Annotated in this window: 27 protein-coding genes; 9 read left to right on the top strand and 18 right to left on the bottom strand. The window is 40.9% G+C overall.

Going from position 1 to position 25,865, the window contains the following annotated elements; genetic code table 11:
• Window positions 1-7: 7 nt before the first annotated feature.
• Together MTF66_RS25645 and MTF66_RS25640 are read right to left on the bottom strand one after the other, a co-directional pair.
• The gene (locus MTF66_RS25645) at window positions 8-502 is read right to left on the bottom strand and encodes a hypothetical protein (RefSeq protein ID WP_054202823.1); all 495 of its coding nucleotides are present in this window, start codon (window positions 500-502) and stop codon (window positions 8-10) included.
• Window positions 492-1,232 (bottom strand): SURF1 family protein, encoded by a 741-nt coding sequence (locus MTF66_RS25640; RefSeq protein WP_138621537.1) that lies wholly within the window; start codon window positions 1,230-1,232, stop codon window positions 492-494. Before MTF66_RS25640 ends, MTF66_RS25645 begins: the two co-directional genes overlap by 11 nt.
• Here MTF66_RS25640 and MTF66_RS38620 point away from each other — a divergent pair.
• Window positions 1,186-1,557: a DUF2909 domain-containing protein gene (locus MTF66_RS38620; protein ID WP_308200203.1), complete on the top strand. Its 372-nt coding sequence runs from the start codon at window positions 1,186-1,188 to the stop codon at window positions 1,555-1,557. The two genes, MTF66_RS25640 and MTF66_RS38620, sit on opposite strands and share 47 nt — an antisense overlap.
• Here the strand turns inward: MTF66_RS38620 and MTF66_RS25630 are convergent.
• The 5 genes from MTF66_RS25630 to lexA form a co-directional block, all read right to left on the bottom strand.
• Complete coding sequence (locus MTF66_RS25630; RefSeq protein WP_248529028.1) at window positions 1,457-2,332, bottom strand: cytochrome c oxidase subunit 3; 876 nt, start codon at window positions 2,330-2,332, stop codon at window positions 1,457-1,459. The two genes, MTF66_RS38620 and MTF66_RS25630, sit on opposite strands and share 101 nt — an antisense overlap.
• Window positions 2,333-2,367: 35 nt before the next feature.
• Window positions 2,368-2,898 (bottom strand): cytochrome c oxidase assembly protein, encoded by a 531-nt coding sequence (locus MTF66_RS25625; protein WP_010392384.1) that lies wholly within the window; start codon window positions 2,896-2,898, stop codon window positions 2,368-2,370.
• Window positions 2,898-4,490: a cytochrome c oxidase subunit I gene (gene ctaD / locus MTF66_RS25620; protein WP_010392382.1), complete on the bottom strand. Its 1,593-nt coding sequence runs from the start codon at window positions 4,488-4,490 to the stop codon at window positions 2,898-2,900. Before ctaD ends, MTF66_RS25625 begins: the two co-directional genes overlap by 1 nt.
• Window positions 4,490-5,632 (bottom strand): cytochrome c oxidase subunit II, encoded by a 1,143-nt coding sequence (gene coxB, locus MTF66_RS25615; protein ID WP_054202822.1) that lies wholly within the window; start codon window positions 5,630-5,632, stop codon window positions 4,490-4,492. The genes ctaD and coxB overlap by 1 nt, the downstream gene beginning before the upstream one ends.
• A 475-nt stretch (window positions 5,633-6,107) precedes the next feature.
• Complete coding sequence (gene lexA / locus MTF66_RS25610) at window positions 6,108-6,725, bottom strand: transcriptional repressor LexA (protein ID WP_010392379.1); 618 nt, start codon at window positions 6,723-6,725, stop codon at window positions 6,108-6,110.
• A 272-nt stretch (window positions 6,726-6,997) separates the two neighbouring features.
• On the opposite strand from lexA, the gene MTF66_RS25605 reads away from it, so the two are divergent.
• Both MTF66_RS25605 and MTF66_RS25600 read left to right on the top strand, forming a co-directional pair.
• Complete coding sequence (locus tag MTF66_RS25605) at window positions 6,998-8,521, top strand: M12 family metallo-peptidase (protein WP_248529026.1); 1,524 nt, start codon at window positions 6,998-7,000, stop codon at window positions 8,519-8,521.
• A gap of 150 nt (window positions 8,522-8,671) precedes the next feature.
• A complete protein-coding gene (locus tag MTF66_RS25600) occupies window positions 8,672-9,115 on the top strand; it encodes a PaaI family thioesterase (protein WP_008114168.1) in 444 nt (147 codons plus the stop codon).
• A gap of 1 nt (window position 9,116) precedes the next feature.
• Here MTF66_RS25600 and MTF66_RS25595 read toward each other — a convergent pair whose 3' ends face one another.
• On the bottom strand, window positions 9,117-9,497 hold the full coding sequence (locus MTF66_RS25595; protein WP_248529024.1) for a hypothetical protein: 381 nt from the start codon (window positions 9,495-9,497) through the stop codon (window positions 9,117-9,119).
• Between the two features lie 196 nt (window positions 9,498-9,693).
• Between MTF66_RS25595 and MTF66_RS25590 the strand changes: the two genes are divergently transcribed.
• A complete protein-coding gene (locus MTF66_RS25590; RefSeq protein WP_138621533.1) occupies window positions 9,694-10,404 on the top strand; it encodes a hypothetical protein in 711 nt (236 codons plus the stop codon).
• 91 nt (window positions 10,405-10,495) lie between these two features.
• The gene (locus MTF66_RS25585; protein ID WP_138621531.1) at window positions 10,496-11,149 is read left to right on the top strand and encodes an endonuclease; all 654 of its coding nucleotides are present in this window, start codon (window positions 10,496-10,498) and stop codon (window positions 11,147-11,149) included.
• A gap of 8 nt (window positions 11,150-11,157) precedes the next feature.
• On the opposite strand, the gene hmpA is transcribed toward MTF66_RS25585, so the two are convergent.
• Window positions 11,158-12,339 carry an NO-inducible flavohemoprotein gene (gene hmpA / locus MTF66_RS25580; RefSeq protein WP_138621529.1) on the bottom strand — a complete coding sequence of 394 codons (1,182 nt, stop codon included), beginning with the start codon at window positions 12,337-12,339 and terminating at the stop codon, window positions 11,158-11,160.
• 20 nt (window positions 12,340-12,359) lie between these two features.
• Window positions 12,360-13,592 (bottom strand): NnrS family protein, encoded by a 1,233-nt coding sequence (locus MTF66_RS25575; protein WP_138621527.1) that lies wholly within the window; start codon window positions 13,590-13,592, stop codon window positions 12,360-12,362.
• A 428-nt stretch (window positions 13,593-14,020) separates the two neighbouring features.
• Between MTF66_RS25575 and norR the strand changes: the two genes are divergently transcribed.
• Window positions 14,021-15,586 carry a nitric oxide reductase transcriptional regulator NorR gene (gene norR, locus MTF66_RS25570; RefSeq protein WP_171043251.1) on the top strand — a complete coding sequence of 522 codons (1,566 nt, stop codon included), beginning with the start codon at window positions 14,021-14,023 and terminating at the stop codon, window positions 15,584-15,586.
• A gap of 5 nt (window positions 15,587-15,591) precedes the next feature.
• On the opposite strand, the gene MTF66_RS25565 is transcribed toward norR, so the two are convergent.
• Window positions 15,592-16,488, bottom strand: coding sequence for a LysR family transcriptional regulator (locus tag MTF66_RS25565; RefSeq protein ID WP_010392364.1), 897 nt, complete (start codon window positions 16,486-16,488; stop codon window positions 15,592-15,594).
• 117 nt (window positions 16,489-16,605) lie between these two features.
• Here MTF66_RS25565 and MTF66_RS25560 point away from each other — a divergent pair, with 117 nt between their 5' ends.
• Complete coding sequence (locus MTF66_RS25560) at window positions 16,606-17,172, top strand: NADPH-dependent FMN reductase (RefSeq protein WP_054202817.1); 567 nt, start codon at window positions 16,606-16,608, stop codon at window positions 17,170-17,172.
• A gap of 7 nt (window positions 17,173-17,179) precedes the next feature.
• Here MTF66_RS25560 and MTF66_RS25555 read toward each other — a convergent pair whose 3' ends face one another.
• A complete protein-coding gene (locus tag MTF66_RS25555) occupies window positions 17,180-17,623 on the bottom strand; it encodes a TerB family tellurite resistance protein (RefSeq protein ID WP_036980539.1) in 444 nt (147 codons plus the stop codon).
• Window positions 17,624-17,718: 95 nt separating this feature from the next.
• Here MTF66_RS25555 and MTF66_RS25550 point away from each other — a divergent pair, with 95 nt between their 5' ends.
• Complete coding sequence (locus MTF66_RS25550; RefSeq protein ID WP_010392359.1) at window positions 17,719-18,099, top strand: hypothetical protein; 381 nt, start codon at window positions 17,719-17,721, stop codon at window positions 18,097-18,099.
• A gap of 65 nt (window positions 18,100-18,164) precedes the next feature.
• Here the strand turns inward: MTF66_RS25550 and MTF66_RS25545 are convergent, their stop codons facing one another.
• The 6 genes from MTF66_RS25545 to fabR all read right to left on the bottom strand — a co-directional run bounded on the left by MTF66_RS25545 (window position 18,165) and on the right by fabR (window position 24,595).
• Entirely contained in the window at window positions 18,165-18,761 is a 597-nt protein-coding gene (locus MTF66_RS25545; protein ID WP_138594016.1) for a hypothetical protein, read from the bottom strand.
• A 137-nt stretch (window positions 18,762-18,898) separates the two neighbouring features.
• Window positions 18,899-19,498, bottom strand: coding sequence for a 3-isopropylmalate dehydratase small subunit (gene leuD, locus MTF66_RS25540; protein WP_055012750.1), 600 nt, complete (start codon window positions 19,496-19,498; stop codon window positions 18,899-18,901).
• Window positions 19,498-20,898, bottom strand: a complete 1,401-nt coding sequence (gene leuC, locus MTF66_RS25535) for a 3-isopropylmalate dehydratase large subunit (RefSeq protein WP_138621521.1) — start codon at window positions 20,896-20,898, stop codon at window positions 19,498-19,500. The genes leuD and leuC overlap by 1 nt, the downstream gene beginning before the upstream one ends.
• Window positions 20,899-20,954: 56 nt before the next feature.
• Complete coding sequence (leuB, locus tag MTF66_RS25530; protein ID WP_054202813.1) at window positions 20,955-22,031, bottom strand: 3-isopropylmalate dehydrogenase; 1,077 nt, start codon at window positions 22,029-22,031, stop codon at window positions 20,955-20,957.
• On the bottom strand, window positions 22,028-23,581 hold the full coding sequence (gene leuA, locus MTF66_RS25525) for a 2-isopropylmalate synthase (RefSeq protein ID WP_010392352.1): 1,554 nt from the start codon (window positions 23,579-23,581) through the stop codon (window positions 22,028-22,030). Before leuA ends, leuB begins: the two co-directional genes overlap by 4 nt.
• A 396-nt stretch (window positions 23,582-23,977) precedes the next feature.
• On the bottom strand, window positions 23,978-24,595 hold the full coding sequence (gene fabR, locus MTF66_RS25520) for an HTH-type transcriptional repressor FabR (RefSeq protein WP_008114202.1): 618 nt from the start codon (window positions 24,593-24,595) through the stop codon (window positions 23,978-23,980).
• Window positions 24,596-24,725: 130 nt separating this feature from the next.
• Here fabR and MTF66_RS25515 point away from each other — a divergent pair, with 130 nt between their 5' ends.
• Entirely contained in the window at window positions 24,726-25,859 is a 1,134-nt protein-coding gene (locus MTF66_RS25515) for a fatty acid desaturase (RefSeq protein ID WP_054202812.1), read from the top strand.
• The last annotated feature ends 6 nt before the right edge of the window (window positions 25,860-25,865 follow it).

The following is a 25,865-nucleotide window of genomic DNA, read 5'->3' as shown; positions in this document are numbered from 1 at the left end:
CCTCTACTTAGCTTGAACGAGAGTAATTAAGTAATTTTTTTAGATCTTTCAATAATCCCTTTTGTATCAAACGGTTTTCTTGTGGTTGAGGATTAAATGGATATTCCAGCACAATCAGTCCCATATGGTCGATTAAATATAAACTCGCGGGTTTTAATTGCTGTTGTTCAGCAATCATATGCCAATGCGGCTTCGCAGCTTTGGGTTTCCCCATTATCGCCATATCTACTTTGTGTTGATTTTTGCCAAGGGCAACATATAAATTATCTAAAGCAGCGAGCTGCTCCGAGCAAGGCTCTTCGCATTGTGCTGAATAATTTAAAGCAATAGTCCATTGTTTTGGATTATGCTGCTGCCAATTGTCTAGCTTAATTTCACGTTCTAAAAACTCACCATGATTAGTAATTGCTGTAGGTAGCCAATCAAGTTTTAACGCGCTGTAAGCCAGCACTAAAGGGATAGCGCAGCATACAACAAAGAGCAACAGGGGTTTATTTTTCATTATCTATCCTCTTCTTGCTTGCAAAAATAGCAACTACCACACAGGCAATCGCAATTAAAAACCACTGTACTGAGTAGGCATAATGTTTTTCTGGACTCATCACAACAGCTTCATAATGGGGGGCCGCAATCTCATCTTCGTCGCCTTGGCGATAGGCCATAAAATCCACTAAAGGTCGCTGGGATTGGCTACTGAGTGATTGCAGATCAATGATTTGAATTCGTTTAGCTAAATCTGACTGAGTATTGCTATTAGCTAAGGTAAAGCCACTTAAGTTATCTTCTTTAATTTGTGCCGTTAACGTAAATTTACCACTAGGTATTGTCACGTTTGGTAGGACTTCTCTTGAACTGCCAGCTTTTACCCAGCCTAAATTAACTAATAAAAAGCGCGAATCATCAGGTAACTTTAATAATGCCAGTAAGTCGTAACCAACCTGACCATTATAAATTTGGTTATCGAGCAGCCAATAATTATTGGTATCAAAATAACCACTCAACGAAACTAATACCCCGGTTTTATTCCACTCTTTTGGCAGTTGTTGCAACTGTGACCAGCTCATAATCCCTTGCTGCTGAATATTTTCAATGGCATTAAGCTGCTGTTGCTTTTGATCTGCGCGCTGTAATTGCCAAAACCCTAAACGCACACAAACTAATACCACAATAACAACCAGGCAAACTGTGATTATTGAGCTAAGCTTTTGTTTGTTAAATACAACTAACTGCATAAGGGTAAATCCAGTGATTATTAAAATTATTATTGTTCTACTGTTATTATTTATATTGTTTAATTTATTTCGTGCTTTATTTATTATGGTGTCGGGAAAAACCAATGGACGCCCCATGTCTCACTTTTTAGGGCGTCGAGTGTTATTTTCTGTTGTGGTATTAGTGATGGTAATTGCCGCACTAAAGCTCGGTTTAATTACGGCAAATCAATCACCTTTGCCCACTACAGTACATATACAAAAACAAACAAACATAGCCAAACAACATCAACAAAATGCCAGTACCACGCCGCAGCTTGAAACGCGAAGTGCTTATTTTTTGTAAAGTGGCCTTTTAAAATCCGTAGGAAAACGATTAATAAAATAATGGTACCTAAGGTGACATGCATACCGTGAAAACCGGTTAGCAGAAAGAAGGTATTACCGTAAATTCCCGCATCAAGGGTTAAATTAAGGTCATTATAAGCATAAATATATTCTTCTACTTGGAGCCCTAAAAAGCATACTCCCAGCAAAATAGTTACGCCTAAAAACACCTTAAGTGGAGTACGTTTGTTATTTTCCATCGCTACATGGGCAAAATGCAGAGTTACCGACGAAGCCAATAAAATAAGGGTATTTATCAGTGGTAACCCTTGCCAACCCATTGCTTGAGTAGAGGTGCCCCCAGGGGTATTTAACAATGGCCACACAGCCTCAAAAGTAGGCCATAACACTTCGTTAGTCATGGCGTTGTTATCGGCGCCTCCAAGCCAAGGCACAGAAAACATGCGGGCATAAAAAAGGGCCCCAAAAAAGGCCATAAAAAACATGACTTCTGAAAAAATAAACCAGCTCATACCTTGTCTAAATGAGCGAACCATTTGTGCAGAATATAAACCTTGATGCGACTCTTCAATCACATTTTTAAACCAGCTAAACAGCATATAAAGCAATACGGCAATACCCACATACAGTAAGTAAACACCACTGCCTCCCTCTTTACCCATATCCATAACTGTTAAGGCTGCCCCTACCGCAATAAAAAATAGCGCCACCGCGCCAACTATTGGCCATGGGCTTTGATCAGGTACATAATAATGTTCATATTTTTGATTCATTTCATTTGCTCCTAGTTTTTCACTAGTTTTATAAGCTAGTTATTACTGGCTACTAACTTCTCGCTAATATCAAATACGGTATAAGACAGAGTTAACTCCTCCACATCACTGGGTAACTCAGTATCAACATAAAAAAGTAATTTAAACTCTAGCTCCTCGCCAGCCTTCAAAGGTTGCTGGTCAAAGCAAAAACACGCTATTTTGTGTAAATACTTAGCCGCTTTACCCGGCGCTACCGAAGGTATCGCTTGCATCACTTTGTCTTCATTACTATTGTTTTTAGCGCTAAACATAACCTCACGCATGGCCCCTGGTTTTACATCTACACTGTATTCTTTAGATTTAACCTCAAAAGGCGCACCACTTTGGGCATGGGTGGTAAAACTAACGCTAACTTCTCTATTTTCAGTAACCAAGGTACTTTGCTGTGCTTGCTCTAACGAGGGCTTACCATTAAGCCCGGTTATATCGCAAAACACGTCATATATAGGTACCATGGCAAATGCAAAAGCAAACATTGCAATGCAAATAACCACCAGCTTTTTTAATAACGGCAAGTGAGTCATTATTTAATGTCCGGCGGCGTTGAGAACGTATGATATGGCGCTGGTGAATCAACTTCCCATTCAAGCCCTTCTGCCCCATCCCAAACTTTTGCAGGCACTTTATCTCCCCCTTTTGCACATTTATACACAACAACAACGAACAGTAATTGCGATAAACCAAAGGCAAACCCACCTATACTAATAATGGCGTTAAAGTCAGCAAACTGCAGTGCATAATCTGGAATTCGACGTGGCATACCAGCTAACCCCACAAAATGCATTGGGAAAAACAGCACATTTACACTTACCAAGGACAACCAAAAATGCCATTTTGCCAAAGTAATATTGAACATATTTCCGGTCCATTTTGGCAACCAATAATAAGCCCCCGCCATAATAGAAAATACCGCGCCCGTCACCAGCACATAATGGAAGTGTGCAACTACAAAGTAGGTGTCGTGGTATTGAAAATCAGCAGGTGTGATCGCCAACATCAATCCCGAAAAGCCACCTAAAGTAAACAGCACAATAAATGCGATACTAAACAGCATGGGCACTTCAAAGCTAATAGAGCCACGCCACATAGTTGCTACCCAGTTAAATACTTTTACACCGGTAGGTACCGATATCAACATAGTCGCGTACATAAAAAACAACTCACCCGCCACGGGCATACCTGTGGTAAACATATGATGCGCCCACACAATAAAGCTCAACAAGGCAATCGAGGAAGTGGCGTACACCATAGAGGCATAACCAAATAGTTTTTTACGTGAAAAAGTAGGAACAATCGTAGAGATAATGCCAAAGGCAGGCAAAATCATAATATAAACTTCAGGATGACCAAAAAACCAAAATATATGCTGGAACATTACCGGATCGCCACCACCAGCGGCGTCAAAGAAGCTGGTCGCAAAGTATTTATCGGTGAGTACCATAGTAACTGCACCAGCAAGTACCGGCATTACTGCAATAAGTAAAAAAGCCGTGATCAGCCATGTCCACACAAATAACGGCAGTTTCATCCATGTCATCCCCGGAGCACGCATATTCACTATGGTGACCACCACATTAATGGCACCCATAATCGAACTGATACCCATTATATGTACCGCAAATACAAACATTGCTGTGTTGTCGTTACTATAAGTGGTGGAAAGCGGAGCGTAAAAGGTCCACCCAAATGCAGGACCGCCACCAGGCATAAACAATGACGCTAACAAAATCAAAAACGCAAATGGTAAAATCCAGAAGCTCCAGTTGTTCATTCTCGGTAATGCCATATCTGGCGCACCAATCATTAACGGAATCATCCAGTTTGCCAATCCAGTAAATGCAGGCATTACTGCACCAAACACCATGATTAAACCGTGCACTGTGGTCATTTGATTAAAAAAGTGAGGATCAACCAATTGTAAACCCGGCTGAAATAACTCAGCCCGAATAACCATGGCCATTGCTCCACCAATCAAAAACATGGTGAGAGAAAAAATTAAATATAAGCTTCCGATATCTTTATGGTTGGTTGTAAATAACCAGCGCTTAAAGCCTGTTGCAGGTTGATGGCCATGATGAGCCTCATTGGAATTAGGTTGTTCTGCAATGCTACTCATTATTTAGCCTCCCCATCAGCATCCAGTGCCGCTTGTATTTCGCTTGGTTGAATTACCTCTCCGGTGTCATTACCCCATGCGTTACGCTTATAAGTAATAACGGCTGCTATCTGCTTAATAGATAATTGCTTTGCGAAAGACTGCATCGCTGTACCTGGTTTACCATGAAGTAAGATATCGATATGACCTTTGATATCACCTATAACTATTGGGCTGCCTTTAAGTGCTGGAAAGACACCCGGCAAACCTAAACCTGTAGGTTGATGACACGCTGCACAGCTCGCCATATAAACTTGCTCACCAAGAGCCATCAGCTCCTCTTTTGGTACCACTTGATCTAATAACGCAGCGTCTGCTTCAGCCGCTTTTTGTTTAGCTTGTTTAGCTTCTGCCAACCACGTTTTGAAGTCTTCTTCTGTTTTTGCTTCTACCACAACAGGCATGAAGCCATGATCTTTACCACACAGCTCTGCACACTGCCCGCGGTAAGTACCTACTTCATTAATATTGGTCCATGTTTCGTTAATAAACCCAGGGTTTGCATCTTTTTTAACTGCAAAATCAGGTACCCACCATGAGTGAATTACATCATCTGAAGTCATTAAAAAACGAACTTTTTGGTTAATCGGTAGCACTAGTGGCTTATCTACTTCGAGTAAATAATTCGGGTTTTTATCGGCAAGATTCGTTATTTCATTTTGAGGAGTCGCTAACATTGAATAAAACTCAACGTCCTCCCCCATATACTCGTAATGCCACTTCCACTGTGATCCAGTAATTTTTATGGTGATATCAGCTTTGCTGGCATCCTCCATGGCAATTAACGTTTTAGTCGCAGGAATGGCCATAACAATTAAGATGACAAAAGGAATGGCAGTCCAGAGTATTTCTACTTTGGTACTTTCATGAAACTGGGCAGGGACAGCCCCTTTAGACTTGCGATGATGGATGAGTGCCCAAAACATAATGGCAAACACGATCACCCCAATCACACAACATATTAAAAATATGGTCATGTGCAGTTGGTATACATTATTACTTATATCAGTTACGCCTTTACGCATATTATATTGGCTATTAGCAAGCACATTTTGCGAAAAAACTAACAATATAAGCCACAAGGAAGAACTCAGCTTACCCATGTGACGGCTCCTTTGATGCTATTGCTGACGCAAAGCGAAGAGGCATACGGCTTAAACGCCCATTCGTTATTTTTATTTTTTATAAGGGTGCTGGAGTTACTAAATGTGTGTGCTCAAAACGACAAGGCTGTGAGTTATTTTTATTCCAGCTCTTTAATAACTAGTTAAAAAATAAACAATAAGCAAGGTGAGTATGAAAAATAAACAAGGGGGTTACTTAAAAAAGTGCAGCAAAAAAATATTAACTAATGAGGTAATTAATCTAAGAGTCAGAGTTGGTAAGGGGTAGCTTGAATAACAGCGGAAAAAAAATAAAGTTTTATGATTTAAAACAATTAGAATAAATTTGTTTATTTATAAAGTATTTAGCGATTTTTTGAAATAACAAAAAGCGATTCACAAGCAATATCGTACAAAAATAATTCATGTAAAAACAGCGCCTAATCAATATTAAGCGCTAAGTTATGTTTAACTATCACATCCAATCAGCGTTACGAATAACACCCACCGCTAAACCTTCAATATTGAAAGATTCATTCTCCAAGTCTACTTCAATAGCTGAAAACTCGTCATTTTCAGCATGCAGTAATACTTTTCTGCCGGCTTTTTCTAGACGTTTAACCGTAACATCATCATCCACTCGAGCAACAACAACCTGACCATTTTCAGCTACTTGAGTTTTATGTACAGCGAGTAAGTCGCCATCCATAATGCCAATATCTTTCATACTCATGCCGTTAACACGCAGTAAAAAATCGGCCGCAGGTTTAAACATTAAAGGGTCAATTTTACAGTGGCTTTCTACATGCTGTTGCGCCAATATTGGCTCACCCGCAGCAACTCGACCAATTAAAGGTAAGCCCAGTTGCTCTGGCTCTTCTTCTTCAACAAGCTGAATACCCCGACTCGCGCCCGGCTTCATTTTAATCACACCTTTTTTAGCCAGTGCTTTTAAATGTTCTTCTGCAGCATTTGCACTTTTAAAACCCAGTGTTTGTGCAATCTCGGCACGTGTAGGAGGCATACCAGTGTCTTTAATAAACACTTTGATAAGTTCGAGTATTTGCGCTTGGCGTTTCGTTAATGGTCGCATACAACTGGTTTTCCATACAGTACAATTAACTGTGAGTATATACAGTTATTTTAAGATCGCAAATATAAATTAAGTTAGTTCCACTGATAACAATTAGCTTATCGCATTAAGGATATAACCCGCTCATAACTACTAAAAATTATTTTTGCACTGATTAAAGCAACCAATCAACAGTAAAAATAAAAAATGTATCTTAAAATTTACAACAATAGTTAATTTTAATAGCTGGCAATGTTAATTAATTGAAATAAAAATATTAGCGTGTACACTTTATGTGGACAAAACAAACCAAAAAGGACTATGAAATGAAAAAATACTCACCCTTATTTATCGGGCTCCTATTCAGCGGCTATACACAAGCTCAAGTTCCGCTTTTTGAAGTGCAATATATTAATGAGTCACAAAGCGTGGCCACACAAACAAGTAATCAATTACAGTTTGGCCAGCCTCTTTTTGAGCTCACAAATAGCACAAATACCTTTCTTTTACCTGTTAAAGGTAACGACATTGAATTTATAAAAAGTTCAACAAGTTTGTCAGCAACGGGAAGCTTAATTTGGATTGGTAAAAGTTTAGAAGATGACGAAATAACACTTATTAAATCTGCAAAAGGCATTTCGGGTACTGTAAAAGTAGGTGAACAGATATATAAATTACAACCAAATAAGCACTCTGGTCATAATTTCATTGAATTAGATCCCCAAAAGCAGCCAGCTGAACATGCTCCCGACTATAAACAGTCTAATCACCTGGAGTTTATGAGTGAACAAATTTTAACAGCTCAAAACACTCAATCGGTAATGGCTAACGAAACGCAAAGTAATATTAGTTTATTAGTTTTATATACCCCAGCAGCAGCTCAAAAATCAGGGGATATAAATAGCTTAATTGATCTTGCGGTTGTTGAAACCAACCAAGGTTATCAAAACTCAGGCGTCAACGCAGTTGTTAGCATAGCCCACATGAGCCAAATTAATTATACTGAAGCTGCAAACTCAAGTACTGATTTAAATCGTTTAGCAGCTAAGAACGATGGTTATATGGATGAAGCACATACATTACGCGATCAATTCGGTGCAGATGTAGTTATATTAGTAAATGATGTCAATGGTTACTGTGGCCAGGCCAAAGCTATTGGCGCTAATGCTCAAAGCGCTTTTGCTATGGTCGATTATAATTGTGCAACGGGCTACTATTCCTTTGGTCATGAGATTGGGCACTTACAAGGCGCTCGCCATAATCCAGAAAACGATCCTTCAACAACTCCTTATTCATTTGGACATGGTTACCAACAGCCTCAATCACAATGGCGTTCAGTGATGGCATATAATTGTCCAGGTAATTGTACACGTATTAATTACTGGTCGAACCCTAATAAATCATACAATGGAGATGTAATGGGGACTTCGGCAGAACATGACAATGCCAGAGTGTTAAACTTAACTAACCCTATTATTGCAAACTTTAGATCTTCAACCCCCCCAATTCCTGGTGACAATGTACTCCAAAATAACCAAGCAATTATGGTTAATGGCGCAAAGAATAGCGAAAAATTATTTACATTTGCAGTACCAAGTGAAGCAACACAAGTTACTTTTAGAACATCAGGTGGTAGTGGTGATGCTGATATATATGTAAAATTTAACGAAACGGCATCCACAAATAATTTTGATTGTCGCCCATATAGAAATGGCAATAATGAGAGCTGCAGTGATACTCGCAGTGGAAATTACTCTGTCATGCTCAAAGGCTTTGATGCTTATAATAATGTAGAACTGGTCGCTAGTTACCAATAATAAGCAAGCTACATAAGCAGGCGTCGTAGTATGGCTACCTGCTTAAATTAAGCTAAAAAAATTTTATTTGCTATCACTCACGACAAGATTTAAATTTCACCTTAATATGAGCTCAATTTTATATTTTTAAACATTCTTTTAGGAGCGAGTATGAGCATTTGGCACCAACCAATTACATTAGAGTTTTGTAAGCAATTAGATCAAGGGATCACTGGCCAAGGCACGCTCATGAAGACCATGGGAATTGAAATCAGTGAAATTGGAGATGACTACTTAGTCGCCACTATGCCGGCAATTCCAGAGCATCATAACCCTATGGGTATAGTGCATGGTGGTGCCAATGTAGTCCTTGCTGAAACCGTAGCAAGTTATGCCGCTAACTTTGTAGTTGATTTCAGTCGATTTTATTGTGTTGGGCAAGAGATCAGCGCAAGCCACTTAAAAGCGTCACGCAACGGCACATTAACGGCTACCGCAAGGGCTTATCATATTGGTAAACGCAGCTCAGTTTGGGATATTAAAATAACCAATAGTCGCAATGAGCTTTGCTGCGTATCAAGAATGACCGCAGCCGTAGTCGAACGAAAAGGTTAAATTACTTTTCCAGAGGGTAAATAGTAACTTCTATGCCTGCGCCAATTGCAGATATGCGTAACAAGGTATCTGCATGCAAGGCCTGATTAAAACATTTTGGCGACGTACCCGACTCAAACCCCATATCAAAGGTTCTACGAGAACAACTTAACCATTGCTTTAATGCATTGCGTGAACACGACTCAATTAGTTCACATAAGTGATTAATTGCTTTATCAGGTGTGGTTATTTCACCAGCTACTTCGATGCGTGCCAGTTGGCGGTATTCGTCTTTATCATAATGTAAAATGATTGCGACCTTTTTTAAATCAGCAACTAATACGCTAATATCTTGCTTTGACTCGAGCTCTAGATCTACATTTAAAAATTGAATTTCCGACATACAGTTGTGTTACCCCACTTAAATTTCACCGCAAACTTTAACCTAATTTTGCATTTATACCAAATCAACAGCTTATAATTTATTTAATTCCTTTATTAAGCTGCAAGTATTAAAGTAACGGTTAATACAGCTATTAACCTAATGGTAGCTAGCTCCATTAGGTGCCTTGCAAAAAATAATAATAATGAGAAAGCGAATGAACAAACGCATTTTTAAAACAGCCCGTAAGCTGCATAAATGGCTAGGCTACTTTTTGGTAATACAAATTTTTGCATGGCTGCTTGGCGGTTTATTTATGAGCGCCATGCCACTTGAAAAAGTACACGGTAAACACCTTGCAAACCGCCAACTAGAAAACCCTTTCAGCCAAGCCGATTACACAGCCTCACTTGATAAAATTATTGCGAATACACCACAACCCCAGCAAATTAATTATAGTCACTTTTTAAATACCCCAGTAATTACAGTAACTACAGCGAGTAAAACCTATAGTTTTAATGGTACAACTGGCGACCCACTTTCAGCACCAAGCAAGGCACAAATAATCACTAATGCCCACGCTCACCTTTTAATTAATGCAAACGTTATAAGCACAAAAAAGCTGGCAACCAGTTTTAGAGAAGCCGGGTTTAAAGAAAATATTTGGCAAGTTAATTTTAACGATATGCTTAGCACCAGCTTATATTTTAATGCTGATAACGGCAAGTTCATTACAGTTCGCAGTAATATTTGGCGAGTGTTTGACTTCTTTTGGATGTTACACATTATGGATTACGATGAGCGCGAGGATTTTAACAACCCGTTACTCATTAGCTTTGCTGCCAGCAGTGTGTTTTTTAGTTTTACTGGTTTTATTTTATTACTGCAAAACATCCGATTAAGAACAAGAAAACGTAAGCTATCCTGAGTTTTTAAGCAGGTTGTACAGAAAACTGATTTACCATTTAGGTTATTCTCTTTAAAATCGCGGCTCCTGTAGTTCACTAAAGTGATAGGATATGCCGCATTTTATTTTTGCGTTATTGCTTTGCGTTGTCAGCTTTAATCTTAATGCTGAGCAATTTACTCGTTTTTCCAGTGCTAAAAAACACTTAATTAAAACCTTACCAACGGATGCAAAAAGTATCTATTGTGGTTGCGACATAAAACGTAAAGGCAAAAAGTTAGTACCCGATGCAACCCATTGTGGTTATGTGCCACGCAACACATTTACCCGCTCAGGTAACGTGAACCAACGCGCTCTGCGAATAGAGTGGGAACATATCGTACCCGCTTGGGAGTTCGGTCATCAGTTACAATGCTGGCAAGATGGTGGACGTAAAAATTGCCGTAAAGTAAGTGCAAAGTTTCGCATGATGGAAGCTGATATTAACAATTTAGCTCCCGCAATCGGTGAAATTAACGCTGATCGTTCAAACTATCGCTTTGGCATGTTAGCCCAAAATGCTAATCAATATGGTCGCTGTGAGGTTAAGGTTAATTTTAAACAACGCGTTATAGAGCCTCCGGTTTATGCACGTAAACGTATTGCCGATGCATACGCTTACATGCAAAAAACTTATGGTTTAAAAATATCAAATAAACAACAAAAGCTGTTTAATGCGTGGCAACAACAAGCTTATGCCGCAAACACCGACAGTAAAAAGCTGTAAACTTATGTTTATAATGCTTGGTGTGGTCCAAATATTTCGTAATGAATATTCGAGCTCTGTACACCTAAGTCAAGTAGTTGGTCTTTTACATAAGCCATAAATGAAGCTGGTCCACACAAATAAAATGCCCCTTCGCTAATAGGCAGTGATGCCTCAAGCACAGATAAATCCATAAGACCTGTGTAATCACATCCCCCACCACCTTGATTAAACCAGGTTAAGGTTTTTAGTTGTGGATGCATAGCCGTTTGCTGAGCTAGGTAGTCTTTAAATGAATACTCCAAGCTATTTTCACACGCGTGTAAGTAACTAATCGCTTGATTAGTATTGTCGCTCAATAGCGTTTGCAGCATAGCCATCATTGGGGTTTGGCCAACACCTGCAGAAATAAGCACAACGGGGCTTGTTGCGTCTTTCAAAAAGAAGTCACCTGCTGGTGGGTATAGCTCTACTAGTGCGCCCTGCTCTAGTGAGTGTAAATAGTTAGACACCACGCCAGGCTGTGGTTGGCACTCTTTTTTAACGCTAATACGATAGTTTTTAGCATTGCTCTTTTGCGAAATAGAATACTGGCGGATCTCTTCATATTCTGCCCCCTCAGGCTTAACTTTAATGCCAAGATATTGTCCTGGCTTATGGGAAATAACAGCTTTGCCGTCTACAGGCGTGAGGATAAAGCTGGTTACAAATTCAGACTCAACATGTTTATGAGTAATTTCAAACTTCCGTGTGCCTACCCAGCCACCGTGGTTATTTTTACTGTGTGCATACAACGCTGCTTCTTCGGTAATACAAATATCAGCCAGTAGGTTATAAGCTTCTCGCCATGCGTATTCAACATCAGCTGTAAACTGTTCAGGAATAAGCTCTTTAAGTGTGCCGATCAAATGCGCCCCTACAATAGGGTAGTGCTCGGGTAAAATATTCAAGCTGGTATGCTTATGGTTAATTCTTGCTAATGCCTCTTTTAACACGGCTAAATTATCAATATTTTGCGCATACGCAGCCAAGGCATTAAATAATGCAAATTGCTGACGACCCGTTTCTTGGTTAGTCATATTAAAAATATGTTTAAGTTCCGGGTTATGGCTAAACATGCGCTTATAAAAATGATCGGTGACGGCTGTGCCCGCTTCTGCAAGTAATGGAGCTGTACTTTTTACAATCTCAATAGTTTTTTCAGATAACATTTTGGTTTCCTATGGGTGAACTAACCACGACGCCCATCAACACGACGCCGCGTTAATATAGGAGTGCAGTGAATTAAAAATAATAAAAAGGCCAGTAACCAAAGCACAGCACTGATCTGCCAAGCTAGGTGTGGCCCAATAAAAGACGGGAGAAAAGCACGAATAATTGCGGCACTAAACACCAATGCAAATGCAAGATTCATAAAACCAGGAATACTAAGTGAGCGACCGGTATGTCCTAGTGATACCCGTGTCATCATGGCTAAAATCATCATGCCGATACCACCAATAGTGATAAAATGCAGAGCGTCTTTAAACAGTATTGCACTGCTATAAAAACTGATTGCCACTAACATTAAACCTATACCTAAAGCTAAATACGCAAAGTGTAACGACCATAATAATGGGACTTTTAGGACTTGCTTGTTCCACCAGCAAACACCGCGAACTAAATGCAAAAACGCTGCACTCATCACAACTAGTGCAGGGTTAATTACAGTGAAAAATAATTTACTAATAAAAAATAATGCTATCGCCAATACCGATAAGTATAAAATAGCTTTATCTATGTTTGGTGTGCGTACCTGCTTAGATAAGCCCAGCCCTTTGACAGTAAAAAAGGGTAATACACGCCCAGCTACAACCCCCACCAACAAGCTTATAACCAGTACTGCGGTATCAACCATTGCAAGCGCTAACTGCGTTTGGTTTTTTAGCACTAGTATTAAATACAACATATTGAGCGTACATAAAAATGAAAGAATAAATAAAAACAAGTAGTTGCGTTTACTGCTCGCTTTTATCAACATGCTGGCTAACACTATGATTACCGAGAGCCACCAAACAACTTGTAAAATCAGTACCGCATAAACATTAAACTGAGCAATGCTAGGCACAACTACAAAAAAACTAAGCCGTGCACTAAGCCATATTAGGCTAAGCCACATCAATGGTTTACCGTTAATACTTGCAACACCGGTCCATGTTTGTGCTGCAGTAAGTAAAAAGCCAGCCACAACCACGCCCGCAAAACCAAATAACATTTCATGTGCATGCCACAAATTAGCAGGCATAACTAAATACCACTGTGCATCGCCACTTAAAATAAGTAACCAATAACCCACAGATAAACACGCTAGTGATCCACCAGCTAAAAAAAAGGGTCTAAATGCCAACATCCATAATGACCATTGTGATACTTGATGAAATGCGACCTGCGCTGGCATAGGTTCGGCTAAGTTTATGGGCTTCATTAGCGCACCTCCTGTCCCAGCCCATGCTGTGCCACACAGCGCAGTACGTAACTCACTTTGATAATAGCCGCGAGAACAATCGTGCTAATGTGTGCAAAAATTTGTACCGGTATAGAAAAGTAGCCTGCATAGGGATAACTTATTAGCAGCGTAATCAACACCCCCAATACGCTAATACATAGCATCTTATTTGCATGAGATAGCACACGGTAATACAGAGAATTAGACTTCACTGAATAATTAACCTGCTCTAAAAAAATACTGCTCATAACAACTCCAATAACTGCTTTCGTTATTTTGTTATTACACAGACCATGCCAATTAAATAAAACCCTTAAATTCAACGAGTTATTTAATTTCACTTTACAAAAAGAGTCTTTATGACCTACTATAAAAACCAATTAAATACACTAACAGGTCATTTTGACATGAACCAACAACTCAATCTGACTCAAGTTGCCTTGGAGCTTGCACAAAGCACCTTACATGCCCACAGTTTTGAGCAGCTCTTAGCCACAGTTGAACGTGTTATTCCAAGTGATGCTAGCGCCTTGTTAATTCGCCAAGGCGAGCAATTAAAGCCTTTAGCGATTAAAGGTTTAATGCCTGATAGCTTAGGTAGGCGCTTTAACATTGCAGAGCATCCTCGCCTTGATGCTATTTGTAATCACCGCTTGGCACTGCAATTTGCACATGACTGCCCGCTCCCAGACCCATATGACGGCTTACTACTAGCTAAAACGGGTGATATTCCAGTGCATGCCTGCTTAGGGTTACCGCTTTATGATAAAGATTCGCTGCTTGGTATTTTGACCTTTGATAGCCTAAACGCTGATGCGTTTGACGGCATTACCGCTGATACGCTTAATACCTTACAAACCTTGTGCAGTGCGCACTTTAAAACAGCCCTAGAGCTTGCTCATTACAAACAACATGCCCAGCACTCAAGTGAATTAGTACAAGAGTTAAACCGTGAGGCGCTCAAGCGTGATGGTGGTGAAATTATTGGCCAAAGCCCAGTAATACAAACCCTTAAAAACGAAATAAAGCTGGTTGCAGCCTCTAATTTTAGTGTATTAATTTTAGGTGATACTGGGGTCGGCAAAGAGTTGGTGGCGCGTAATATTCACTTGCATTCAGCACGCAAAGATCAGCCATTGATCCATTTAAATTGTGCATCACTGCCTGAAAACCTCGCCGAAAGTGAATTTTTTGGCCATGCAAAAGGCGCCTTTACGGGGGCACAAAATGCTCGCCAAGGTAAGTTTCAATTAGCCGATGGCGGTACCTTATTTTTGGATGAAATAGGCGAGCTACCACTGGCAATGCAAAGTAAATTATTACGGGTACTGCAAAGTGGCGAAGTACAAACCGTTGGTGAAGATGAACTTAAATATGTTGATGTTAGAGTGATTGCAGCCACTAACCGTGATTTGAAACACGAAGTAGAACAGGGGCGATTTCGCGCCGACTTATATCATCGCCTAAGTGTGTACCCGTTAAGCGTGGCGCCGTTAAAAGCCCGTGATGAAGATGTTATTTTATTAGCCGGTTATTTTTTGGAAAAAACAGCTCGTAAGCTTGCGATTAAACAGCTAAAACTCAGCATTGAAACGCAATTACTGCTAAAAAAATATGACTGGCCTGGCAATGTAAGAGAGCTGGAACATGTTATTAATCGCGCCGCATTAAAAGCTAAACAGCATCAGTGGCAGCAACCAATTATTACTATTGAGCCAGAGCATTGCGAGCTAAATTTAAGCGCTGTTAACACCTTAGCTCTTGAACACTCAAACCAGCTTGCAACCACACCTTTAACAAACAACATTTCGTTAAAACAAGCCACCGATACTTACACTCAGCAGCTTATTATACAGCAACTTAAACAACATAATTATAACTGGGCAAGCACAGCGCGTAGTTTACAGGTCGACCGCGCTAACTTAACACGGCTAGCCAAGCGCTTGGGTATTTCTATAAAAAAATCGTTGTAGCTTTTTTAACTTAATTTACGCTGCTTAAAATAGGTTTTTAATAACTGACTAAACGCTTGCACTTTCGCAGTACGATGCACTAAATGATGCGTCACTAACCATAAGTCAGTAGGCCAACTAAGTTCGTTAGGTAATACAGGCACTAAATCAGAGTATTGCGCTGCAACATCATGTTGTAATCCGCCAATCCCTAGCCCCTTAACGATGGCGCGAGTAGCCTCTGAGGTTTCTGATACTCTAAGTTTAACTTGCGACGAGGGAATATTTTCATCAACCCACGAAAAATATGGCACTTTGCCATTATACCCAGCCACACCCGATACAAAATTATGCACCGAGAGTTGTGCTAACGTTTGTGGCAAGCCATAACGACTAATGTAATGTTTTGAGGCATAAAATCCTGACGAGAGTGCCGCCAAGTGCTGCGCAATATAATCACCTTCATCCGGTCTAGGGCCTGCTCTTACAGCGATATGTGCTTGGCCATGGTCTAAACGCAAACGCTTTTGATCCATAATCACTTGTAATTGCACTTGCGGATGCAAGGTTTGAAACTGCTCGCATACCTCACTTAATACATCTATAAAACCACTCACAGTGGTGAGTAACAAACTACCTTGTAAGGTACTATCTGCTGCAATTATGTCACTGTGTAAACGCTCTAGCTCACCGTTAATTGCTTGTGCTGTGGTAAATAACTTAGCGCCAATCTCTGTTACTTTGTAGCCACGAGCATGGCGGTGGAATAATCGCGCATTTAAGCTTTTTTCTAAGTTATTAATTCGTCTGAGCACCGTACTGTGATGAACATCTAGCGCTTCGGCTGCTGCAGTTAAAGTACCTAACCGCGCCACCTCAAAAGCAACCTTAAGATCTTGCCAATCATCAAATTGAATTGCCATGGTAACCACTCTTCAAGCTGTGCATATATGCACACAAGTTTTGCGTTTATTTGGCTTTTCTGCAAGTAATTATTTGTTAAAGTCATACCTATAGATAATCAGCATCAGGATCAACTCATGACTACACCAAAAATTATTGCCCTAGCAGGTAGCTTACGTAAAGACAGCTTCCATCAAAAACTTATTAATGAAGCTGCACGTTTTGCACTAGAAAGTGGCGCTGAAGTGGAAGTGATTAAACTTGCAGACTTAGCCATACCAATGTTTGATGAAGATTTAGAAGCACAAGGCACACCAGCCGGCGTACAACAATTAAAGGACAAACTGCGCACAGCCGATGGTATTTTACTGGCCAGCCCAGAATATAATGGTTCTATTACCGCGGTGTTAAAAAATGCCATTGATTGGGCATCGCGCACCGAACAAGGCGCAGAGCCTGCATTTGCAAATAAAGTAACCGCATTATATGCAGCATCACCAGGTGGACTTGGCGGCTTACGTGGCTTAAATCACGTGCGTGATATTTTATCTGGCATTGGCAGTTTAGTATTAGCCAATCAATTAGCTGTACCGGCTATTCATACTTTGTTAGACGAAAACGGCCGTATTAACGACCCTGCTACCGCTGAAAAAGTAGCCGGCCTTGCGCAGCAGTTGGTTAGCGTAGCAAGTAAACTAAAATAAACATTCGCTACAACTTTGTTGCTGCAAGCTTTGCAGCAATAAAGTCTTCATGGGTAACGTACAATAGGTTTGCAACACGACGAATAACGTATTCTTCTTGTGGATCAAGTTCACCATCTGAGTATGCTAATCGCCAGAGTAGTTCAACTATTTCAATGCGCTGCTTTGCACTGCATTGATTATTAATTTGCTTTGAAAATTGAAAATAATCAATGGCGTCATCTAAGCTCGAACTTGCCTGCTCAGTTAGCTCATCGACTGCTTCATCAGTTAAATCAAAATACTTTTTTAATGTCAGACTTAGCGTATGCTGCTCATCTGCCTGTAAATCGTTATCCGCTCGCATTACCTCAATTAATAACGCGGCAACCGCTGTTTTTAAATCATGTTGTTCAATATCATAATCTTGCTGATCAATACTCGAAAAAAGCTGTTTAATTTGCTTGAACATCACATTTCCCCTTTTTGGGTGTTAGACTTATATCATAACGGGTGTAATAGATATGCTGATCACACTACCCAAAATCAAGATGGAGTTAAAGGTTTATGAGCAGAAAAGCAAATCATTATATATATGGAAGTATTAGCTGGGTATTTTTAACAGCGTGTTCGAATGTGTCGGCAGAACAAACTGAAATGCAGCGACTCTATGACTTTGATGAAAAGGTGCATTACAAGCAAACTCAAATAGACACTAACAATTACCACTTAGAAATACAGTCTGATGACTATCCACATTTTAGAAACCAAAGTGTGTTTTTATTGCGCCACGCAAACCGTTTATGTCGCGATAACCCTTTCATGTTAAAAGTAACTGAAGGCGTGCAAGAGTATGAGCGCTTTCCAACTAAACCACGCGCTTATCAGCCACCACTGAGTGTATTTGTGCAGTGTGAAATGCCTGCAGAAAAAACCTCAAAGAAATAACACCTCGTTATGCTTCCATAAAACCACTGAGCGTTAAAACAGCCAGTGGTTTTAATATAAAAAGATTAGTTAACACCATACCCCCATGGTGCAGCCGGTGGTGTGATAGGCTTAGTTAAATCAAAGTCAACGCGGAATTCGCGACCTTGGCGAATGAGTCGGTAAGTGAACTTTTCAGGGTAAATATACATTTGCCATGTATTGCCAACCGATTGTGGTATGCCTTGGCTAACAAATAACTCTTTTGAATACTGATCAGCAGGGAATGACTGCATGTTAGTAAAACCCGCATCAAGCGTATGGCCACCATACATAGTTGATACATCATCAGTACCATCTTTATGGCGGTGATCGTGTTTTAGGCTCAACCCACTGCCTGTTTTTGTGATGATCCACGTACGTGAGGCGTCATCACCCACATGAAACGGCACTTGTAGCTCACGTTCATTACACTTACGCACATGCATAACTAATTTTTTATCGGCAAATGAACTCGGCCCTGTGGCATTATCAACCGTTACTTTACCTTCAAAAGCTTTACCACAATGGGCAACAATATTATCAAAAAAGCCATCATGGCTTGGAATTGATACTAAAGGCGCAGGGCGTGCTATTGCAGCGGTTGATGCAAGCATTAGTGCTGCAGCTGTTAATAATTTCATAATGTATCCCTAAACATGTAAAAAATTAGCTTAGCGTTTAAACAAACACAAAGACAATAATCACGATGAACAGCATCTGACAGCAATAAAAAACGCGGCTTATGCCGCGTTTTACTATCTAGTATCTTTTAAACTATTCACTGCCAAGGACGCTCAGCAGCAAGTTTTGCTTCAAATGCATCAATTTGTGGGTTCAGGGTCTCGGTTACACCGATAAAGTCTAAGCCACTTAATAAACGCTCTTTCACGTCTTTGCGAATATCAAAGCTGATTGGCGCAAATTTATTGCTGCGCAATTGCTGGTTTTCTAAATCCACATCAATGTGAATATCGTCATGCTGCTCACTTAACACAAATAAGTCTTCTAATATTTGCGCTGGCAATGCAATAGCAAGCATTTGGTTATTACCACAGTTATTAAAGAAAATATCAGCAAAGCTTTCAGCCAAAATCACTTCAAAACCATATTGTTTAAGCGCCCATGGTGCGTGCTCACGTGATGAACCACAACCAAAATTATCGCGGGTTAGTAGTATTTGCGCGCCTTGATAGCAAGGACGGTTCAAAATAAAATCAGGGTTTGCCTCGCCATTATCTAAATAACGCCAATCGTAAAATAGCGCAGCATCAAAACCATCACGGCTGGTTGAAGTTAAAAACTGCTTTGGAATAATTTGGTCGGTATCGACATTGTTTTTATCAAGTGGGGCCATTAAGCCACTAAAATAAATGCTCATTAGGCTTCTCCTCTAATATCAACAAAGTGGCCATGTATTGCTGCCGCTGCCGCCATTGCTGGGCTCACTAAGTGTGTACGCCCACCTCGACCTTGGCGTCCTTCAAAGTTACGGTTAGATGTAGATGCACAGCGCTTACCTGCACCTAAGCGATCGTCATTCATTGCTAAACACATAGAACAACCCGGCTCACGCCATTCAAATCCTGCAGCTTTAAATATGTCGGCAAGGCCTTCATCTTCTGCTTGTTGTTTAACCAAACCTGAGCCAGGAACAATTAATGCTTCAATACCTGCAACCACTTGCTTGCCTTCAACAATTTTTGCAGCGGCGCGTAAATCTTCAATGCGGCTGTTGGTGCATGAGCCAATAAATACTGTGTCTACTTTGGCAGTTGATAACTTATCGCCCGCTTTTAAACCCATGTATTTAAGTGCACTACGAATGGCATCAGCTTTAATTAAATCAGTTTCTTTGTCTGGATCTGGAATACATTCGTCAACGCCAATCACTTGCTCTGGGTTAGTCCCCCAGGTGATTTGTGGTTGAATATTAGCAGCATCTAGCTCTACCTCTAAGTCAAAGGTTGCGCCATCATCAGTTTTTAAGGTTTCCCAGTAGGCAACAGCGGCGTCAAAATCAGCGCCTTTTGGTGCAAATGGACGCCCTTTTAAGTACTCGTAAGTGATTTTATCTGGGGCAATTAAACCTGCCTTGGCACCCATTTCAATACTCATGTTACACAACGTCATGCGCGCTTCCATCGAAAGCGCCTCTATGCCTTCGCCACAAAATTCAGCCACATAACCCGTACCACCAGCAGTGCCTAGTTTACCTATAACCGCCATAATTAAATCTTTAGCAGTTACTGTTGGGCGTAACACACCGTTAATTTGAATTTTTAACGACTTAGCCTTTTTTTGCTGTAGCGTTTGCGTAGCTAATACGTGCTCAACTTCTGAGGTTCCAATACCATGGGCAAGCGCTCCAAACGCGCCGTGGGTTGAGGTATGACTATCGCCGCATACTATGGTGGTGCCTGGCAAAGTGATCCCTTGCTCTGGGCCAATCACATGTACTATACCTTGATTTACTGAATTTAGGTCGTACAGCAAAATACCAAATTCTTTACAGTTTGCATCCAGTGCCATTAGTTGATTTTTAGAGACTTCGCTGGCTGCATCTAATGAACGGCTTTTAGTTGAAACATTATGATCCATGGTCGCAATGGTTTTTTCTGGACAGCGCACTTTACGATTTTTTTCACGTAAACCTGCAAATGCTTGTGGCGACGTCACTTCGTGTACTAAATGACGGTCAATATAAAGTAAATCGGTTTGCTCGTTGATGCTGGCAACCGTGTGTGCTTGCCAAATTTTATTGTATAAAGTTTGAGCCACTTGCTAACTCCCTGATCTGATTGAGCCACAGCCTAACGGTGCTGTGGCTTTAATAGTTAAATGCGTGAAACAATAGCCGCTGCAACATCGGTGGTGGTGTAGCCGCCCTGCGGATAAATATCAGGCGTCCCCACACCCGCTTCAACCGCCTCTGCAACTGCTTTTTCAATGGTGCGAGCCGCTTCATCTTGTCCTAATGAATAACGTAACATTAATGCGGCACTTAAAATTTGTGCAATAGGGTTAGCGACCCCTTTTCCGGCGATATCGGGCGCTGAGCCACCCGCGGGTTCATACAAGCCAAAGCCTGATTGATTTAAGCTAGCCGAAGGTAATAGCCCCATTGAGCCGGTGATCATCGCGCATTCGTCCGATAAAATGTCGCCAAATAAGTTATCGCACAGTAATACATCAAACTGGCTAGGCTGTTTAACTAGCTGCATCGCTGCATTATCTACATAAATATAATCTAAGCTCACCTCAGGAAACTCTTTACTCACTTCAGTGACTACTTCACGCCAAAGTACACTTGATGCTAAAACATTGGCTTTATCAACCGAGGTTACATGATTGCTGCGCAATTTAGCGGCCTCAAAAGCAAAACGTGCAATACGCTCAATTTCTTTACGCGAGTATGTTTGGGTGTCAAATGCCGCTTCTTCAGCACCTTCGCCACTGCGACCTTTTTCACCAAAATAAATACCGCCAGTTAGCTCACGCACACACAAAATATCAAAGCCTTTTTCGCTAATATCAGCACGAAGTGGTGATGCAGCGCTTAATGCGGGTAACAATTGAGCTGGGCGTAAGTTACAAAACAAACCAAAGTGCTTTCGTAGTGGTAACAATGACGCGCGCTCTGGTTGATCATTTGGTGGTAAATGCTCCCACTTAGGGCCACCCACGGAGCCAAATAAAATAGCATCGGCGTTTTCACAGGCTTTTAAAGTTGTATCAGGAAGTGCTTTGCCAAATTCATCAATCGCTGCGCCGCCAATCGCGTGGTGCTCACGGTTCAGAGTAAAACCAAATTTATCACTGACAGCGTCAAGTACTTGCTCTGCAGCTGCCATAACTTCTGGGCCAATACCGTCGCCTGCTAATACGGCAACGCTGTAATGTGTTTTACTCATCCTGCTTTCCTTTGTTGTTTTAAATCAGACACTTTTTGTGCTCGATAAATTAAGTTATAAACCCGAACCATAGCCCGTACTGAGGCTTCGACCACATCGGCCGCAATACCAGCACCGTGATAGGGACGACCATCATATTTAGCAATAATATTCACTTGCCCTAATGAGCTGGCGCCTTGGCCGGTGGCCTCTAAATTGTATTCAATCATTTCAACACTCATACCTGTTAAGCGCTCAATAGCAGCAAACGAAGCTTCAACTGGACCATTACCTGTTGCGGCTTCTTGTTTTGCTTCGCCATCAATCAGCAAGCCTATGGTTGAGCTGGCCACCGATTGTGAATTAGACGCAGAGTTAACAAACTCTAACTGGTACTTTTCGTCTTTGTCGTTAATTTGATTAAAGTAAATCATGGCCTCTAGGTCGTAGTCGTATACTGTGCCTTTTTGGTCAGCCAGCGCAACGAAACTTTGGTATAAGCTATCCATGTCGTAATCTGATTTTTGATAGCCTAATTCTTCTAAGCGGTGTTCTATAACATGACGACCTGAACGTGAGGTCATATTTAATTGGTTACTTGGTACGCCAACACTTTCTGGTGACATAATTTCATACGTGTTTTGCGCTTTTAATACACCGTCTTGATGAATACCTGAGCTGTGAGCAAACGCATTTTCGCCAACAATCGCTTTATTTGGCTGTACCGGCATATTACAAATTTTGGCTACCTGGCGAGAGGCGCGATAAATTTCTTCGCTTTTTATGTCGGTATATACGTTTAAGTGGTCTTTACGCATTTTCATGATCATTGCCACTTCTTCAAGTGAACAGTTCCCCGCACGCTCACCTATACCATTAATGGTGCATTCAATTTGGCGTGCACCGGCTTGCACTGCGGCCACGGAGTTGGCAACGGCTAAACCTAAATCGTTGTGGCAATGCACACTTAAACGCGCTTTATCTATATTTGGCACGTTATTCATTAAATGACGGATCATTGCTGCGTATTCATCTGGCGTTACAAAACCGACTGTATCTGGCAAATTAATTGTTGATGCACCGGCGTTAATTGCTTGCTCAACAATTTTGCATAAATCCCAATGCGGTGTACGCCCAGCATCTTCACACGAAAACTCAACATCATCGGTATAGTTACGCGCTAATTTAATAGATTTAACAGCCATTGCAGTGGCATCATCAAGGCTCATACGCAACTTGTGTTCAAGATGAAGCGGGCTGGTGGCAATAAAAGTATGAATACGGCTTTGCTGTGCAGCGCGCAGCGCATCGCCACAGGCCTCGATATCTTTGGCAACCGAGCGAGCTAAGCCACAAATAATAGGGCCTTTCACCTCGGTGGCAATACGTTGCACTGAGCGAAAGTCAGCTGGGCTCGACACCGGAAACCCCACTTCCATTACATCCACATTTAAGCGGCTAATGGTATGCGCCAGTTGAACTTTATCGTCTTCTGTTAGGCTTGCTTTTAGTGCCTGCTCACCATCACGTAAGGTGGTATCAAAAATCCATACTTTATCTTGCTGTTGCATAACTGCCCCTCAATTCCTGTATTACCCAAATTTCGATTTATCCCTGCAGCGAGATAAAAAAAACCCCGCGGTTGCGGGGTTTTTAATGTTTAGCTCAATGCAAACACACTAATCCCCGCTCACTTGCCACAGCAGTAAGAGGTTTAGGTTTAGTGTAATTAAGCGAATAGTTTGCATCTGTTTTCTTGTGTGTGTGTCCAATGAGGCTTATTTTTATCATTGCAACGCAGTTGGCGCAAGCATAAAAATACCAAACAAATAATTAAAGGGGACTTTCTGGGGATTTAAAATTCAAACAAAATTGGATAGAAGAATAAAATATCCAACTTAAACCTAGAGCAGGTTTAAATTAATAAGCGCTGTAAAATACAGCGCTTATTTTAACTTTTTTAATATTTATTCTTTATTTTCAGCACGTACGTAATTTGACGCGCCGCGCGTAATATAACGTAACTGCCATATAACTCGCTCAATCAGTTCATCGCGTTGCTGACCTTCAATATCGAGCGCTTCAGCGCCTGCATTAAATACCAAAGTAACCATGGCTTCTGCCTGAATATACGCATGAATAGCATCGCAGGGGGTTTCACTTTCTAAATAATGTGCGAGTTCTAAAATAAAGTGTTTCACTTCACGTGCCACTGCTGCTCTAAATGCTTTTGAGGTACCTGAGCGTTCACGCAGCAAAAGTCTAAACTGATTGCTTGAGTTATCAATAAACTCCATAAAAGTAACCACAGAGGTGTTGATGACACTGCCACCACTGGCTATTCGTCTGCGTGCTTGGCGCATCAGCTGGCGCAGGGTTAAACCCGCTTCATCAACCATGGTTAAGCCCAACTCGTTCATATCTTTAAAGTGACGATAAAAAGAGGTAGGCGCAATACCAGCTTCGCGTGCTACTTCACGCAAGCTTAAATTAGAAAAGCTATGATCAGCACTAAGTTGATTAAATGCAGCTTCAATTAATGCTTGTCGTGTTTTTTGTTTCTGTTGTGCTCTAACACCCGACATCAACAGCTCCCTGAGTGAATTTGTAATAAATTTTTAATTAAAAAAATAGCTAATAGTACAGTCTAATACTTGACGGCAGCAGATTGAAATATTATTTTAGCGTACAGTTGTACGCTGAGAAATGAGAAACATGAAAAAACCACCGATTATATGGACCAACGTCCTTTTCTTTAGCCTGACGTTTTTGGCTGCTATTACACTTGTACCTTGGTATGGGTTTAACTATGGCTTTACAGGCACGCAGTGGGTTGCTTTTGTAGCTTGCATGTTTTTTGCGGGATTATCGATCACCGCGGGCTACCATCGTTTATGGGCGCACAAAACTTACAACGCTCACCCTGTGGTTGAATTTATTTTTGCCCTTGGTGGTGCCTTTGCGCTACAAAACAGTGCATTGCATTGGAGTAGCGATCATCGAATTCACCATGGTCAAGTTGATGACCCAGTTAAAGACCCTTATGCCGCCACAAATGGCTTTTGGTATAGCCACATTGGTTGGATGCTACGTGACTACCAAGGCGACAGCTACGATGATTACAGCAACTGTCGTGATTTACAGCGAAATAAAATTGTTATGTGGCAGCACAAGCATTACTTAAAATTGGTAATTGCCATGAATGTTGGTTTACCGCTAGTACTCGGCTTAATGCTTGGTGATGTATGGGGCATGTTACTGTTAGCAGGCTTATTGCGTTTAGTGCTAAGTCAGCACTTTACCTTTTTTATTAACTCAGTAGCACACATTTGGGGTTCACGCCCTTACACTGAAAAAAACACCGCGAGAGACAATGGCTTTTTAGCACTATTTACCTACGGTGAGGGTTATCATAACTTCCATCATATTTTTGCTAGCGATTACCGCAATGGCATTAAATGGTTTCATTACGACCCAACAAAATGGATGATCCGCTCACTCGCAGCCATTGGTTTAGCAAGTAAATTAAAGCGTACACCGGTTGAGCGCATTGAAAAAGCTAAAGCAGAAACCTTAATGAGCAAAACACAAGGTCGCCTTGCAAAATTGCCTTTAGCGCAAGATAAGCTTACATTATTACAACAAGAGTACGATTTGTTGCTTAAAAAGCTGCAAAATTATTGCTCATTACAAAAACAAGTGTTGGAAGCTAAAAAAAATAATATGGCAAAGCAGTGTGAAAAGTCGGCATTAATGGCACAATATCACGAGCTTGAAGCCGCCTGGGAAACACAAAAACAGGCATGGCTAGCACTTAATGCGAGGTTATTAAAAGCCTCTTTTAGTTAAAATAGG

It is taken from the genome of Pseudoalteromonas sp. 2CM39R, assembly GCF_023161845.1.
This window is presented reverse-complemented; position numbering and strand designations above follow the sequence as displayed.